The sequence below is a fragment of the Rhodococcus triatomae genome (assembly GCF_014217785.1).
In the GTDB taxonomy this organism is placed as follows: domain Bacteria; phylum Actinomycetota; class Actinomycetes; order Mycobacteriales; family Mycobacteriaceae; genus Rhodococcus_F; species Rhodococcus_F triatomae.
The window spans coordinates 2778445-2793116 of record NZ_CP048814.1 but is presented as its reverse complement, the minus strand read 5'-3'; the positions used below and the strand labels follow the sequence as shown (position 1 = coordinate 2793116).

Below are 14672 nucleotides of genomic sequence, written 5' to 3'. Positions count from 1 at the left end.
CCGACAGCGACAGGCTCCGTTGAGCGATTACTCCGATAGGTAGGGCATGAGATGGCCAAGCATGTACGAGGGAATCCTCTGACGGACCGGTCGCACTTCGGATTTCGATCTGGTCTGGCCACTGTCTCCCTTGCAACGTTCCTGGTTGCTTCAGGAGCCGGCGTGGCTGTAGCACAGCCGGCATCCCCTCCTACGTCGACCGCCGAATCGGATAGCAGCCAACGCTATCCATCAACGAGCACCACGCCCGAATCGCCGGGCGTCACAGCCACTACTCAAGCTCCGCCGTCATCTCCCGGTGTCGCCGCAACCCCGAGCCCAGTGGTACCTGCCACAGGAGAGACTTCAGAGAATCAAACGCCGTCAGATACGGAATCGACTGCATCCGAGACCGAGCAGGTCGTCGTCGAGTTACCACATCCCGTTTCGGTCGGGGATGCCCTGACGCTACGCACCACCGTCGACCTGGTCGGACTGCAGTACACCACGATGGGTGCAGCCGGCGGCGTCTCCGTGGCAGAAGGCCAGTCGGATGCCGATGTCATCGCTCAACTGGATGCCGCCACGTCGCCGTATGGCTTCACCCCGGCGATCACCGCGATCGTGGTGAGGCAACCGCGAACCAGCGGGCCCTCAGAGCCGAATGCTCGAACCGCTGAGCCCACGGTCCCCATCGTCAGCGACGCATTGCAGGACAAAGTCGACAGTATGGCCGGCGGATTACCTGAGGGCGGGACGGCGGGACAACCGCAGCAACCAGAGATCGCGCCTCCGCCTGCGTCGCGATCCGAACAACCTCAAGTGGGTGTTCAAGCAGAAGGCGACAATGCCGCCTGGAGCCCTGCTTACGCGAACAGCACCGCGTGGGAGTTCGAATCCAGTGTCGCCACCATCCGACATGACCTCGTTTGGGACGGCTCGACCGACTACCCGTGGGCCATCATCGATGACTTCGGTCTTGAGATCGGAGACAAACAGGTCAATGAGAACCTGCTTCCTGGAATACGCCCATACTGCCCCGACACATCAAGCGAGACAGGCTACTGGGCTCGCCGCGTCGACGCAAACAACGTGTTGTCCTGGACCATAATGATTCCGAACAACGACCCGGATGTGTACAGGTCCTACCTCGACTGGGAAAACAGCACCGACAGCTGCAAAGAAATGGAACTCGCAGTCGGCATCGGCTACCCCAATCGGCTCCAGTCGTACGGCCAAGAGTTCCGCATCTTCACCGAGATCCGAACCCCCCGGGGAAATGACGCAGGAACAGATGTGAACTCGGATCTGCAAGCCCCAAGCAACGATTGCCCACCAGGAGTGAACCCGAATACCACCTGCATGGGACTCAACATCGATCGCGGTTACGGTGGAACAAGTCTTCTCCGAACGGGAACGGGAAAACCATTTCCTGGCTCGTGGCACTGGCAATATGACACCGCCATAGCCGAGTGGGTGCAGGCGCAATGTGCGGCCTACGGGCGCATCGGAGATGCATATCGTCGCAACAACAGCGCAGCAGGCCCTCTCGGGACCTGTGAAACCTGGGAGTATCCAGGACCAGGGGATGGACGCCAACAAAACTTCGCGAACGGCCGCATCTACTGGCACCCCAACACCGACGCCTGGGCAGTCCACGGCGCTATCGGAACCCACTACATCGCCCTGAGTGAAGCCAGCGGCCCCCTCCGATACCCCACCAGTGACGAACTCAATTGTCCGACTCGACCCGACTGCAAGTTCAATCGATTCGAGACTGGCAACATCTATTGGTCGCCGACCACCGGGGCACACGGTGTCTATGGGGCGATCTTCGACGAATACGGTAGGCAAGGATACGAAAACGGGCGTTTCGGCCTACCGACAACCGATGAATTCTCAGTCGGTGCCGACCGGCAAGTCAACTTCGAAGGTGGCTGGATCCGGTGGATTGCCGCCACAGGCGCAGTCATCACCTCATGACCGACACCGCCGCCCGACGAGCCAAGACAGCTCTAGGCCTTACCGCATTCGTGTCGGGCGCCCTACTCGTCGTGCTCTATCTCTGGGATCATCTCACCCGAAGAACAACGCTGGCGACGCATTGGTGTCGTGACCGCTACGGCTTCCCTTCGCAATTCGACTACCTATTACCCGATCGTGCGGAGCGAATCCGAGCTGCCATCACCGATCCGTGGGGCTTGTTTCCGCCCGGGGCGACATGTGTCTTTCGGGACGTGATCACGAAGGAGGCTGTTGTTGTCGGTCCGGAGCCTTGGCGCGGCTATCTCGCCATCATCCTTGCTGCTTGCTTTCTCGTGTCGAGCGTCGCGTACATCGCCCTCCGGCGCCGTCGAGCTGCCTGATTCGCGCTGCACCCGCTCTTACCGGTCCTCGGGTCCCCATCGCGCCGCTCATCGATAGGAATGCGCCTGCCATTGCGAGGCCAGGAGAACCGGCACACGTCGAGGTGTCGATCGTCGAATGGGTTCCGGTTCCGGTGACAAGACCGTCAAGAATCGGCGAACCCGCTCGCTTTAGACGGCTGGTGACCACGTCACGGACGGCGGCGAGGGTGGCACCCATCGACGAGCGTGGGCTCATCGCCAATGTCGACGCGATACCGTCGGTGAACGGGCACTGCGCGATCGCGGCGACCAGCCCGTCGGGCCGGGTGGCAGCTGTCGCGATGACGTTGCCCCCGCCGAACGACGTTCCCCAGGCCACGATCCGGTCACCGTCCACCTCCTCGAGACCGCGGGCGAAGTCGATTGCCGCTGTCCAGTCCGCCTGTTGTCTCCGCGGGGCGACGAGGTGGCGCGGCACACCGTCACTGCCGCCGAAATGGCGGTAGTCGAACACCAGGCAGCCGTAGCCCGCGGAAACGAAGCGCTCCGCGTAGGCGTCGAGTCCCATGGCGCGGACGGCGCCGAGACCGTGCGCCATCACGATGATCGGCGGCCTGCCCGCACCGGTCGGCTCGGGCAGATGGAGGTCGGCCTCGCACCGTTCCCCGTCGACGGTGAAGTACACGGTGCGGCTCATGCGGGCACCTCCGCGGCGAGTTCGGCCGCTCGCCGCGCGGCGGCGCTCGCCACGGGCCGGTCGACCGGAGTCCGGCCGGCCGCGCGACGGGTACCGCGCCGGCGCTCGAGCCGCAGCGTGCGCATGTAGTCGTCGTAGTCGGCCTGAATGGTGTGCCGCTTCGACGCCACGTACCGCTTCTCGATCCCCCGCCGGTGCGCCGCGATCTCCTTGCGCATGCTCGACGCGCTCGGCAGCCGGTACACGCCCTGCAGGTGATCGGCGATCAGCTCGGACTGGCGCTCCGCGATGGGCATGATCGCACCGAGCGGCTGGATCAGCCCGACGAAGTACAGGCCGGGCACGGTGGTATGGAACACCCGCCGGTACAGCTCCACCTCGTTGTCGCCCGACGGGTCGAGGAAGTCACGGTCGAAGAACGGGAAACTGATCTTGTAGCCGGTGCAGAACACCACCAGGTCCGCCTCGACCCGGCTGCCGTCGGTGAAGACGACGTGGTCACCGTCGAAGCGGTCGATGTTCGGCTTCGGGGTGATCGCACCGTGGGCCAGGCGGTCGAGTATCCGGCTCGACATCGTCGGATGCGCCTGCGCGAAGCGGTGATCGGGAGCAGGCAGCCCGTATCTCTCCATCGGCCCCGTCGCCGCGGCCATCAGCCGGCGCGCGATCGGCCAGCGGACGGAACCGGGCAGCCATTCGCTTCCCCCGATCTGGTCGTACGGGCGGCCCCACACGTACTTGGGGACGACGTGAACCCCGCGCCGCGCCGACAGGTACGTCTCGTCGGAGTGGTAGGACGCATCCACCGCGATGTCCATCGCCGAGTTCCCCATCCCGACGACCACGACCTTGCGGCCCAGTAACTGTTCCTCCGCGGTGTAGGCGTGCGAGTGCATCACCGTCCCGGTGAACGTGTCGAGGCCCGGGAACATCGGTTCCGGCAGTCGTTGATCCCAATGGTGACCGTTGGCGACCAGTACCGCGTCGTACAGCGGCCGCTCCCCCGTCGACAAGGTGACCTCGAAGGTGCCGTCGCGCCGGGGCTCCACATGGTCGACGCCGGTGCGGAACCTGATGTGCTCGCGCAGACCGAAACGGTCGGCATACGCGTCGAAGTAGGCCGCCACCTGATCGTGCCGCGCGAAGTCCGGCAGGTCACCGGGCATCGGGAAGTCGCTGAACTCCATACGCCGCCGGGAGGTGTTGATGTGGAGGGACCGGTACGCCGCCGACACCCCGTTGCTGTTTCTCCAGACCCAGTTGCCGCCGACCCGATCGGACAGCTCGAAACACTCGACGTCGATGCCGCGTTCGGCGAGCACCTTGACTGCGGCGATGCCTGCCGATCCCGCACCGATCACGCACACCCGGTAACTGTTGTCGTTCATGCCTGACTCCCTCGCATACCGACCCCTCATGTGACCAGTGGTCATGTGACCAGTGGTCACAGCGTACGATCAGCGAAGTCGGCCCGTCAAGGGCTGCCCGGAGAGGAGGGATCGACCATGCCGACGGCCACGTGGGAGCGACTTCCGCAAGAACGACGGGCTGCGGTGATCGAGGCAGCCGAGGCGGAGTTCGCCGCACGAGGATTCAGCCACGGCAGCCTGAACACGATCTGCCGGGAAGCGGGCGTCTCCAAGGGGAGCCTGTTCCAGTACTTCACCGACAAGGCCGACATGTACGTGTACCTGGCCGATCGGGCGAGCAGACGCATTCGCGCGGCCATCGAAGCCGAGGCAGCCAGGTTGCACTGGAACGACGACTTCTACTCGTCGATGCTCTCCCTCACCGAGACCTGGGTGCGGTACTTCTACGACCATCCCCGCGACCTCGCGATGACGGCCGCCACGAACCTCGAACCCGATCAGACGGCCCGCGCCTCGGTCCGCGAGGTGGTCAACGAGCACTACACCGAGGTGCTGTCCCCGCTCCTCGACGCCGCCCGTGACAACGGGCAGCTGACGAGAGAGGCTGACCCCCAGGCGATCCTGGCAGTACTCCTGGTACTGCTGCCACACCTGGCGATCGCGCCCCACGTCCGGGGACTCGACTCCGTCATGGGGCTGGAAGCCTCCGACGCGGAGCAGGCCGCGGCCGCGGGCACGAGGATGATCGCCGTCGCCGTCCGGCCCTACGTGCGCTGACCGAACCTCGAACCTCGAACGCCGTGGTGCGGAACGCGACTCAGACTCCGATGGCGAAGTCGTCCAGATCGTCGATCCTCCCACCCGCCGCCAGCGTCCGCTCGTAGTGGGCGAGACGGTGCCGGTCGACCTCACTGGTGCTCATCCCGTGCTTCCAGTACCCGAACACGGCCACGTCGTCCTTGGGCAGGCCTACTTCCGAACGGAAGTGGGTCCGGAGCGCCCTCATCTCGTCGCGCTCGCCCGCCGCCCACACGGTATGGCCCGCCGGATCGGTGAGCGTCCTCGCCGCCGCGACGAGGGCACCGGTGGTTCCCGGCAGGCTCTCCGGGTCGCGGCGCACGTGATGCAGCGTGACACCCGCACTGTCCGCAGCCTCACGAAGTTCCTCGACCGGGAACGGATCGGCGGACTCGACCCACCCGACCGCCTCGGACCCCGACGGCCACTGCCGCAGAATCGCGTACAGGGCGGGAATCGCGGTCTCGTCGAGGAACATCGCGATACGGCGTCCGGGCACGACGGGAGGGAGGAAGTGCGGTCTCGGCCCGGTCAGCCGGAACACCTCGCCGGCCCGGAGCGCGGCCACCCACATCATCATCGGGCTCGTTCCCGGATGCAGGACGACGTCGATCTCCATGCGCCAGGCACCGAGGTCGAGGCTGCGGACCGTGTAGACCCGGGAGATCTCGCCGTCACCGACGGTCGCGAGATGGATCCGGACGGCGACGTTGGGGCGCAACCAATTCGGGTCCTCGAGCGGCACGAGCGATTCGGCGACGATCCGTAACAGGTGGCGCGCCGGCCGACGTAACTCGACGACACGCATCTCCACCGTGCCGATCGCGCGCGCATGATCCGCGCCGCTCAACGCTCCACCGGTGTCGGCCACCGCCTCGTCGTCGTGTGTCGCATTCCCGGATGTCATCGCGGATCGGCCTCCCTCGTCGTGACAATTAGTTAAATGAGGTTAGCCTTATTTACCGGCAAGGGTCAAGGTCCACTCCTTCCGGGACACGGCCTGGAATGCACGAGCCGTACCCGACAGAATGAGCGGGAGCGCACGCGACGGGTGTGCCCGGACGAAACGGGGTGACAGACGGTGGCGAACCGACCGGACCGACCCGGGCGTGGGCGTCCACCCCGGATCACACGGGACCGGATCGCCGACGTCGGGATCGAGATGACCCTTCCGCTCATCACGTTCACCGGTCTGGCCAAGCGACTCGGCGTGACCTTTCCCGCGCTGTACAAGCACGTCGACGGCATCGACAGCCTTCGACTGCTCGTCGCCGAGGAGATCTTCGACCGGTGGGAGTTGCCACCCCTCGACGCGGACGCGGCGGACGACGTGGCCGAGTACCTCACCACGCTCGCGGAATCGCTCCGGGAACTGGTGCATCGCCACCCGGGAATCGCCTGGTACCTCGCCCGGGTGGACACCCGAACACCGGTGGCCCTGAGGAAGATCGACCAGCACCACGGCCAGGTTGCGGCGCGCTACGGCTTCACCCCGACCCAGGCGTCCTGGCTGCTGTCCACGGTGGCCTCACACGCCGTCGCCTTGGCGGACACGATCTACCCGACACGGGACGACCGGGCCCGCGAGGAACTTACGGGGCGGATCGACCTGCCCACGCTCTCGCGCGTGGCTCCGAGCCCGGAGACCGCCGGATTCGGCCTCTCCATGCGCGCCCTCGTCACCGGGGCTCTCGCGATCGTGCCCGAACTCCCCTGAGCGACAGGAGATTACCGGACACCGGGGTCACCCCTCGTCGACCAGGGCGAGAATGATCGTGCGAGTCCTCAGGAGCCGCGTGCTGCGTCGCCGCGGCCGGTACGAGGTTCCTCCGGAGTCGACGACGCGGGATCGATGGTGTCCGCGCGGTCCCACTGCCGGTTCAACTCCTCCCGGGAGTGGGCTGCGAGGTGGCGCCGATCGGCGGCCCGCTGTTGCAGTTCGGCGGCTTCCTCCGCCATGGCGTCGGCTTCCGCTCGGGCGACCCGAGCTCGATCGGTCGCCTCGTCCGCGAGTGCCTCCCGCCGGCCGACGTGGAACGATTCCTCCTCGGCCAGATCACGAATCTCCCCGGCCTCGATGTGGCGGCGTTCGTTGCGCCTGTTGCGCGCCACCCATACGAGGGCGCCGAGTACGAGAACCGCGGCAACCACTGCGACGACGATCCAGACGAGCGTGCTGGTAGCCATGTCGGCTCCTTGCGTTGTCGCGAGCGCACTCCGGGCAGGGACGTCACGTGCGCCTCGAGATGTGTACACCACGAGTCAACGCCCTCGAGCAGCGAGTGTCAACACCGTAGACCTACGAAGAAGGTCTACGCATCAGATCGGTGCCGGTGCCGGTGCCGCCGGATCGACGTCGGGGTCGGTATCGGTGAGCGTGACCGTCAATCCGGCGAAGAGGATGTCCAGGCCGCGCTCGAGTTCGAACTCCCCGTCGTAGGCGGCCAGCACCGGCGCCAGACCGCGGAGGTGGGGAAACTCTCCGACGGGCAGTCGATGGAGCCCCAGACGCAACAGATCGTCCGTCTCCTCCGGACGCTCGACCAGCTCCTGCAACTCGTCGAGCACGTGACCGTGAAGGAAACCGAACAGCGCGCGGTAGACGTGCAGTGCGCCGGGGGCCGTGAATCCCGCACTGACGAGCAGGGAGAGGATGTCCTCGAGCGGCTTCAGCGTCCCCAGCGGACGCATGCCGAGCGGCGTGGAGAGCGGCCTGGTGACCAGGAGCGGCACCACCTGGGGGTGGTCGAGGGCGAGCCTGCGAAATCGGTGTGCGACGGTGCGCAGCTGCGTGATCCAGTCGCCGTCGTCGGTGTCGACCTCGAGTTGCCCGAGAACCATCTCGGCGACGCCGTCGAGCACCGCGGCCTTGTTGGGCGCATGCCGGTAGAGGGTCATCGGGTCGCGGTCCAGCGCTTTGCCGAGGCGTCGCATGGAGAGCCCCTCGACCCCGTCGCCGTCGATGATCTCGAGCGCGGCCTCGAGAATGCGGTGCCGGGTGATCCGGCCGTCGCCCGGGGACACCCCGCGGGGATTCGAACTGCGAGCCGAATCCTTCGGCATCACGCGCTCCCTCCGTTGAGACCTCTCCACTGTAGTCCACTGCCATAGGCCTACAGTGTTGACAGGCCGCGGGATACGGCGTTGACTCGGTTGCACGGGGCGACACCGTCCCACAGAGGCCGCGAAGTGCGGCGCGGAAGTCCGACGCGATCGGCGGGCACAGATCCCGTGGGTCACAGCCACGCACGCACGTCTCTCGGCCACGATCAGGGAGTCATCATGGTCATTGTCGGAATCATCCTCGTGGTCGCGGGGCTCGTCTTCAGCGTCCCGATCGTGACGTTCATCGGAGCGGTCCTGGCGGTCGTCGGACTGGCGTTGATGCTCTTCGGATCGATGGGGCACGCCGTGGCGGGCCGACGACACTACTACTGACCGCACGCCCGTCTCCTCGAGCGACAACTCGATCACGCTCGGGTCGGGAGGACGGGGTGGGCACCGATGGCAATCACCGATATCAAGGAATACGCACACCTGCACACCGACGACGTCGCGGCCCTGCGCGCCGAACTGGACCACATACGTCGAGAGATCACCGATTCACTCGGCGCGTCGGACGCCGCATACATCCGCCGCACGATCGCGTTCCAGCGCATTCTGGACGCCGCCGCGCGGTTGGTGATCGTCGGTAGCCGGACGAAGACGGGCTGGGCGCTCGGGGTCTCGGCTCTCGCTGCGGCGAAGAGCATCGAGAACATGGAGATCGGGCACAACGTGTCCCACGGTCAGTGGGACTGGATGAACGATCCGGAGATCCATTCCTCCAGTTGGGAATGGGACATGGCAGGCGTCTCGTCACAGTGGCGTTACTCCCACAACTATCGCCACCACGTGTTCAACAACGTGGTCGGCGTGGACGACGACCTCGGATTCGGCATCATCCGAATCACCCGTGACCAGCCGTGGCGGCCGTCGGACCTTCTTCAACCGTTGCGGAACCTGTTGTTGGCGATCACCTTCGAATGGGGTGTCGCCCTCCATGATCTCCACGCCGAGCGGGAGCGTGCCGGCAGTGACGCCGAGAAGTCCGCTCATTCGCGGGCGCTGCTCGGAAAGATCTCCCGACAGGCCGCGAAGGACTACCTCCTCCTACCGCTCCTCAGCGGGAAACGCTGGCGACGAACGTTGACGGCGGGCATCGTGGCGAATCTGCTTCGCAACCTGTGGGCATATGTGGTGATCTTCTGCGGCCACTTCCCCGACGGGGCCGAGAAATTCACGCGCGAGGAACTCGCGGGCGAGAATCGCGGGGAGTGGTACCTCCGTCAGATGCTGGGCACCGCGAACTTCCGCGCGGGCCCCGTTCTGGCCTTCGCGAGCGGAAACCTGTGCTACCAGATCGAGCACCACCTCTTTCCGGACCTCCCGAGCAATCGCTACGCAGACATTGCCCCGAAAGTGCGTGCCCTGTGCGAAGAATTCGATCTTCCGTACACCACCGGGTCGCTCACCAGACAGTATCTGCAGGTGCTCCGCACCATCCACAAACTCGCTCTTCCCGACAGGTTCCTCGTCGCGGACTCCGACGACGCCCCGGAAACCGCATCGGAACTCAGGTTCCGCGACACGGAAGCGTCGCGGGCACCCGGGATCCGCCCGGCCGAGCACGTCCCGCCCCCGCCGGGCGCATGGCGGTCCGGGCTCGGTACCGCACTGCGAGCGCCGCACCCGAGACGTCGCCGGATCCGTCGGCCTGCCCGGGCACACGGCCCCCGGTGAGATCGACCGGGCCGGCAACCGCGTGAACGATCACCGCGTTCGCCGGGCGACGACGGCGAAGTTCAGTGGAATCCGGGGTGCCCCGGGACCGAGCTCCCACCCCTCCCGGCAGGGAACGAGGCCGGGGAAGGCCGGCCAGTCCATGTACGGAAGTTCCTCCAGGGCTTCGATACGCAGACCGGCCGCGAGCAGCGCCCCGACGATCTCCCCCAGATCGTGCCGCCACTCGTGGTTCGTCACGTGCGCCACCTGCCCGGCGGAGTCGGCGGTGTAGGTCCCCGAGTCCTCGTAGGTGCGGGCACCGCCGCCACCGAGGTAGTCGTCGGTGACGTCCCAGGGTTCGAAGGCCATCGCTCCCAGGATCGGGTGGTCGTCACGGATCAGGAACACCCCTCCCGGCTCGAGGAGATCATGGATCGACCGGGCCCACTCGATGAGACCGGGGAGCCACACGATCGTCCCGGCACTGGTCACGATCGTGTCGAACCGGCGATCGATCACCGACGAGGCGAACCGGGCGTCACCGCCGACCCAGGTGATCTCCCTGCCGTCCGCCTCCGCGATACGGCGGGCATGGCTCAGGGAATTCGGCGAGAGATCGAGGCCGTGGACGTCGACCGCACCGAGCCTGGCCCACGAAACGGTATCGGTTCCGATATGGCACTGCAGGTGCAGCAGCGTGCGCCCACATATTCCGGATTCCGGTAGGTGGGGAGCCAACACGGCGAGATCGTTGCGGACCACCGACGAGATCTCCGCGGGCCCGGCCAGAAAGCCGTCGACGTCGTACATGTCCGAACGCGCGTGGACGTCGGCCCGGTCGTCCCAGTTCGCCCGGTTGGCGGCAATAGCCTCCGCGTCACCGCTCATGTCGCCACCTCACTTCTTCTCCCGACGTCGGGCCGTCCGACTCGACACCGTTCTCTCGCACCTGCTCGGAGCAACGCGAGTGAATTCAGTCCCTCCCCTGCTCGAGGAGGACGAAATGTGTACCCGACGCACGGAGCTCCGGCAGCGCCGCCTCGAGCCCCTCGGCAGTGCCACCCTGCGGGTGATTGAGGTGCAGCAACACGATGGCCCCGGACTCGGCGCCGAGCAGGGACGCGCGCACCTGCCCGGCGCCGAACGTCGCCCCGCCGTCACCGTTGACAGCGAATCCTGCAATCCGGACACCGATCTCGCCGACGATGTCGACCGCCACCTCGTCGTAGTGCGCCGTGCCCGCGCGGAACCAGTGCGGCTCCCGGCCGGTGAGCGTACGGATACGCTCGTGATTGTCGAGGACCTCGTCCACGACCTCCGCGCTCGACCCGGTGCCGTCGATCCCGTACGCGGACCGGCCGTGCACCGACAACGGCAGGTGCCGGGACCCGTGGTTCTCCACCTCGAACAGCGGGTGAGCGGCGAGGTCCCGGACGAGATCCGGGTGGGCGTCGATCCACCGCCGGTTCAGGAACAGTGTCGCCGGAATCCTTTCTCGCTCCAACAGATCGAGCAGGGCGTGATCCACACCCGAGCCTGCCGGTCCACCGCAACCGTCGAAGGTCAGCGCCAGCGGCCGACCGGGTCCGCCCGCGGAGACGTGCGTGACGACACCCGGAAGATGTGTGCCCCACTGCGTCGCCGGAACACCCTCGAAGCGAGCCACGAGCGCTCCGCGATCCACCCCTGCGGGCGCCCGGCCCTGCCGCGCGGCCGGGGCCGGGGCCATCGACGGCGCCGCCACCGACCCGGGCGACGCGACGGGCACCCCTGGACGGGAGGCGCAGGCACTCACAAACAGTCCCGCAGAGAGCACCGTCAGGAACCGGCGACGATCGACGTCCACCTCAGGCGGCCGACGGGACGGTGAAGACGTCGTCGAGGGTGACCATCGACAGGTTGCGCTCACGGATGATGTCGACGAGTTCGCCGTACACATTCGTCACCGGGAGATGGTTGGCGTGGCCGATGACGATCGACTGCGCGGTGAAGTACTTGTGCGCGCACTCGAGGAGGTACTCCTCGGTGATCAGCCCCGAGTCCGACAGCGACCCGTACCAGAGAGTGGGGACGGTGTAGCCGTGATCCGCGGCGATCCGGTCGACGGTGGAATTGTGGTATCCGAACGGCGGCCGGTAGTACGGCGTGCCGTCGACCCCGAAGGTGTCGTGCAGAAAGGTCTTCGTCCGGTGGAACTGCTCGGCGACACCGGTGGCGGTGAGTGCGGTCAGGTCGGGATGATCCCAGGTGTGGTTGCCGAGCTGGATCTGACCGGAGTCGACCAGCGGCCGCAATGCGGCGCGGTGCGTGGTCCAGCCGTCGAACACTCCGGTGACGAAGAACGTGAACCTGGCTCCGGTGTCCTTCGCGAACTGGATGTACGCGCCGACGACGTCGGCGCTCGCCCCGTCGTCGACGGTCAGGGCGATGTTGCTTCCCGGACCGGGGATGGCGGTGACCGCACCGGCAGGCACCGGAACACGCGCGGACGGCGGAGGTGGCCCGGGAAGCGGTGGCGGGCCCGGGGGGCGGTGGGGGCGCGGCCGCGCCGCCCTGCTCCACCGGCAGGGCGACCTCACCATGCGCGGGCGAACAGCCGGCCGCGGCGGCCGTCGCGGCCCCGGCGGCGAGCATCGTGAGGAACCTGCGTCTGTCCACGGCCGATACCCTAATTGTCCGAAGTGGCCGCTTCGGACAGGCACGCCGTGATGCGATGGGCGAGAGTTGACACCGACACGGAGGGGCTTCATGAGATTGGCACACTCGTCCCCGAGGCTTGTCCTCACCGCGCTCGCCGCGCTGACGGCCGCGACGGTCACGGCCGCTTGCGGCTCCGGCGACGAACCCGCCGCCGCGACCGAGGACACCACCACTCCCCCGGCCACGTCGGGCGGCACCTCGCGCATCGCCTACGGGGACGATCCGGACAACTACGGAATCCTGCACCTCCCCGACGGTGAGGGCCCGCACCCGGTGGTCGTGATGGTGCACGGCGGCGGGTGGCTCGAGGATCACGATCTCTCCTACTTCGAGCCGCTGTCCCAGTCGCTGACGGACGAGGGAATCGCGGTGTGGAACATCGAGTACCGCCGTGTCGAGGGCACCGGAGGATGGCCCACCACGCTCGCCGACGCCGACGACGCCACCGAGGCGCTCGGTACCGTCGTCCAGGACGAAGCCGGTGGACGCCTCGACCTGGACGACGTGCACCTCGCGGGGCACTCCGCGGGTGGCCATCTCGCGGCCTGGATCGCCGGACGGCACACGCTGCCCCCGGGATCCCCCGGCGAACAGCCGAGCATCGTGCCACGTAGCGCCACCATCATGGCGGGAGTGTTCGACCTGGGCCTCGCTGCCACCGCCGGACACGACATGTTCGTCCAGGGGCTTCTCGGCGGTACCCCCGATCAATATCCGGACCGCTACCGGATCGCGTCCCCGATCGAACACCTCCCGGTCGGATTGCCGGTCACCGCCGTCCACGGAACCGCGGACCAGACCGTCGATCCGGCGCAGTCCCGCAACTATGTCGCCGCGGCGACCACCGCCGGCGATCCGGCGCAGTTGCACACCCTCGACGGTGTCGGGCACGGGGAGTTCGGTGACGTCACCTCACCGGCCTGGGCCGCCTCGAAGCAGATCATCCTCGATCACGTCGCGGCGGAGGACGACGGGTAGAGCCGACGACCTGTCACCGCGCCTCGAAGTAGCGCCGCGGGACATCGACGAGCATCGTGGTGATCTGTTCCTCGGAGACCCCGTGCTCCCGCAGGTACGGCAGCACGTCGTTCTCGATGTGCAGGTAGTTCCATTGCGTGAGCATCGCCTTGACGTTCGGGTCGATCCAGTCGATGAAGCACGACGCGTCCTGGGAGAGCACCATCCGATCGGCGTATCCACGGCGGACCATCTCGATCAGCGTGTCCGCGCGAGCCTCGAAGGTGGTCTCGATGTTGATACCGAATCGATCCATTCCGAGAACGAATCCGGCCTCGGCCAGTTCCGTGAGGTGCTCGACATCCGTGGTGTCGCCGCTGTGTCCCAGCACGATTCGGCTCGGCTCCACGCCCTCCTGCTCGCACATCACCCGGGCGACCTCGAGCCCGGACCTGCTGCCCGGGTGGGTGTGCACGGTGATCGGCGTCCCGGTCACGCGGTGGGCACCTGCCACCGCCCGCATGACCCGCTCGACACCGGGGGTGAGGCCCTCGCTGTCGATCGCACACTTGAGCAGGCCGGCGCGGACACCGGTGCCCGTGATGCCCTCCTCGATGTCCCCGACGAACATGTCGACCATCGGATCGGGAAGAGACACCCCGGCGATCTCGTCGAGGGCCGGCCCACGGTAGTGGAAGAAGAACGGCACGTCGGTATACGTGTAACAGCCGGTGGCCACCACGATGTTCAGTTCCGGCACCTGTTCGGCGATGCGCTGGATCCGCGGAATGTAGCGTCCCAGACCGATCACCGTCGGATCGACGATCGTGCGGACCCCCTGCGCGGCCAGCGCCTTCAGCTTCGTGACCGCGTCCGCGACCCGCTCGTCCTCGTCGCCCCACTCGTCGGGGTAGTTCTGCTGCACGTCCGGAGTGAGAACGAAGACGTGCTCGTGCATGTACGTGCGTCCGAGTTCGCTCGTGTCGATCGGGCCACGGACGGTGTGGATCTGCGACATTCGGCTACGGTCGCACATCGACACCGACTCTGTCCGCGACT

At 66.8% G+C, this 14672-nt stretch carries 14 protein-coding genes and 1 pseudogene; 6 read left to right on the top strand and 9 right to left on the bottom strand.

Annotation, left to right across the window (positions count from 1 at the left end; translation table 11 throughout):
- Positions 1-162: 162 nt before the first annotated feature.
- A complete protein-coding gene (locus tag G4H71_RS13125; RefSeq protein ID WP_169847124.1) occupies positions 163-1962 on the top strand; it encodes an LGFP repeat-containing protein in 1800 nt (599 codons plus the stop codon).
- Positions 1963-2274: 312 nt separating this feature from the next.
- Here the strand turns inward: G4H71_RS13125 and G4H71_RS13120 are convergent, their stop codons facing one another.
- Positions 2275-3024 carry an alpha/beta hydrolase gene (locus G4H71_RS13120; protein ID WP_083342994.1) on the bottom strand — a complete coding sequence of 250 codons (750 nt, stop codon included), beginning with the start codon at positions 3022-3024 and terminating at the stop codon, positions 2275-2277.
- The gene (locus G4H71_RS13115; RefSeq protein WP_072737048.1) at positions 3021-4412 is read right to left on the bottom strand and encodes a flavin-containing monooxygenase; all 1392 of its coding nucleotides are present in this window, start codon (positions 4410-4412) and stop codon (positions 3021-3023) included. Before G4H71_RS13115 ends, G4H71_RS13120 begins: the two co-directional genes overlap by 4 nt.
- A gap of 117 nt (positions 4413-4529) precedes the next feature.
- Between G4H71_RS13115 and G4H71_RS13110 the strand changes: the two genes are divergently transcribed.
- Positions 4530-5171, top strand: a complete 642-nt coding sequence (locus G4H71_RS13110; protein ID WP_072737049.1) for a TetR/AcrR family transcriptional regulator — start codon at positions 4530-4532, stop codon at positions 5169-5171.
- A gap of 40 nt (positions 5172-5211) precedes the next feature.
- Here G4H71_RS13110 and G4H71_RS13105 read toward each other — a convergent pair whose 3' ends face one another.
- Entirely contained in the window at positions 5212-6099 is an 888-nt protein-coding gene (locus tag G4H71_RS13105) for a siderophore-interacting protein (protein ID WP_072737050.1), read from the bottom strand.
- Positions 6100-6354: 255 nt separating this feature from the next.
- Between G4H71_RS13105 and G4H71_RS13100 the strand changes: the two genes are divergently transcribed.
- Positions 6355-6909, top strand: coding sequence for a TetR/AcrR family transcriptional regulator (locus G4H71_RS13100; protein ID WP_139183206.1), 555 nt, complete (start codon positions 6355-6357; stop codon positions 6907-6909).
- A gap of 68 nt (positions 6910-6977) precedes the next feature.
- On the opposite strand, the gene G4H71_RS13095 is transcribed toward G4H71_RS13100, so the two are convergent.
- Both G4H71_RS13095 and G4H71_RS13090 read right to left on the bottom strand, forming a co-directional pair.
- Positions 6978-7379, bottom strand: coding sequence for a hypothetical protein (locus tag G4H71_RS13095; RefSeq protein ID WP_072737052.1), 402 nt, complete (start codon positions 7377-7379; stop codon positions 6978-6980).
- A gap of 132 nt (positions 7380-7511) precedes the next feature.
- Positions 7512-8255: a TetR/AcrR family transcriptional regulator C-terminal domain-containing protein gene (locus tag G4H71_RS13090; protein WP_072737053.1), complete on the bottom strand. Its 744-nt coding sequence runs from the start codon at positions 8253-8255 to the stop codon at positions 7512-7514.
- A gap of 219 nt (positions 8256-8474) precedes the next feature.
- Here G4H71_RS13090 and G4H71_RS13085 point away from each other — a divergent pair, with 219 nt between their 5' ends.
- Positions 8475-8630, top strand: a complete 156-nt coding sequence (locus G4H71_RS13085) for a DUF6131 family protein (RefSeq protein ID WP_169847125.1) — start codon at positions 8475-8477, stop codon at positions 8628-8630.
- 66 nt (positions 8631-8696) lie between these two features.
- A complete protein-coding gene (locus G4H71_RS13080; RefSeq protein ID WP_072737055.1) occupies positions 8697-9974 on the top strand; it encodes a fatty acid desaturase family protein in 1278 nt (425 codons plus the stop codon).
- A 30-nt stretch (positions 9975-10004) separates the two neighbouring features.
- Here the strand turns inward: G4H71_RS13080 and G4H71_RS13075 are convergent, their stop codons facing one another.
- The 3 genes and pseudogenes from G4H71_RS13075 to G4H71_RS13065 form a co-directional block, all read right to left on the bottom strand.
- The gene (locus G4H71_RS13075; RefSeq protein WP_072737056.1) at positions 10005-10844 is read right to left on the bottom strand and encodes a class I SAM-dependent methyltransferase; all 840 of its coding nucleotides are present in this window, start codon (positions 10842-10844) and stop codon (positions 10005-10007) included.
- Positions 10845-10929: 85 nt separating this feature from the next.
- Complete coding sequence (locus G4H71_RS13070) at positions 10930-11724, bottom strand: polysaccharide deacetylase family protein (protein WP_246442170.1); 795 nt, start codon at positions 11722-11724, stop codon at positions 10930-10932.
- 79 nt (positions 11725-11803) lie between these two features.
- Positions 11804-12590: pseudogene (locus G4H71_RS13065) on the bottom strand (polysaccharide deacetylase family protein).
- Between the two features lie 114 nt (positions 12591-12704).
- Here G4H71_RS13065 and G4H71_RS13060 point away from each other — a divergent pair.
- On the top strand, positions 12705-13634 hold the full coding sequence (locus G4H71_RS13060) for an alpha/beta hydrolase family protein (protein ID WP_072737058.1): 930 nt from the start codon (positions 12705-12707) through the stop codon (positions 13632-13634).
- A 13-nt stretch (positions 13635-13647) separates the two neighbouring features.
- Here G4H71_RS13060 and G4H71_RS13055 read toward each other — a convergent pair whose 3' ends face one another.
- Positions 13648-14631 carry a phosphotriesterase family protein gene (locus G4H71_RS13055; protein ID WP_072737059.1) on the bottom strand — a complete coding sequence of 328 codons (984 nt, stop codon included), beginning with the start codon at positions 14629-14631 and terminating at the stop codon, positions 13648-13650.
- Positions 14632-14672: the final 41 nt, after the last annotated feature.

What these genes read in the sequence shown, in the direction of transcription:
- G4H71_RS13105 (WP_072737050.1), bottom strand. Translation starts at nt 6,099, where the DNA reads ATGACATCCGGGAATGCGACACACGACGACGAGGCGGTGGCCGACACC.
- G4H71_RS13110 (WP_072737049.1), top strand. Translation starts at nt 4,530, where the DNA reads ATGCCGACGGCCACGTGGGAGCGACTTCCGCAAGAACGACGGGCTGCG.
- G4H71_RS13115 (WP_072737048.1), bottom strand. Translation starts at nt 4,412, where the DNA reads ATGAACGACAACAGTTACCGGGTGTGCGTGATCGGTGCGGGATCGGCA.
- G4H71_RS13075 (WP_072737056.1), bottom strand. Translation starts at nt 10,844, where the DNA reads ATGAGCGGTGACGCGGAGGCTATTGCCGCCAACCGGGCGAACTGGGAC.
- G4H71_RS13060 (WP_072737058.1), top strand. Translation starts at nt 12,705, where the DNA reads ATGAGATTGGCACACTCGTCCCCGAGGCTTGTCCTCACCGCGCTCGCC.
- G4H71_RS13120 (WP_083342994.1), bottom strand. Translation starts at nt 3,024, where the DNA reads ATGAGCCGCACCGTGTACTTCACCGTCGACGGGGAACGGTGCGAGGCC.
- G4H71_RS13090 (WP_072737053.1), bottom strand. Translation starts at nt 8,255, where the DNA reads ATGCCGAAGGATTCGGCTCGCAGTTCGAATCCCCGCGGGGTGTCCCCG.
- G4H71_RS13095 (WP_072737052.1), bottom strand. Translation starts at nt 7,379, where the DNA reads ATGGCTACCAGCACGCTCGTCTGGATCGTCGTCGCAGTGGTTGCCGCG.
- G4H71_RS13085 (WP_169847125.1), top strand. Translation starts at nt 8,475, where the DNA reads ATGGTCATTGTCGGAATCATCCTCGTGGTCGCGGGGCTCGTCTTCAGC.
- G4H71_RS13100 (WP_139183206.1), top strand. Translation starts at nt 6,355, where the DNA reads ATGACCCTTCCGCTCATCACGTTCACCGGTCTGGCCAAGCGACTCGGC.
- G4H71_RS13080 (WP_072737055.1), top strand. Translation starts at nt 8,697, where the DNA reads ATGGCAATCACCGATATCAAGGAATACGCACACCTGCACACCGACGAC.
- G4H71_RS13055 (WP_072737059.1), bottom strand. Translation starts at nt 14,631, where the DNA reads ATGTCGCAGATCCACACCGTCCGTGGCCCGATCGACACGAGCGAACTC.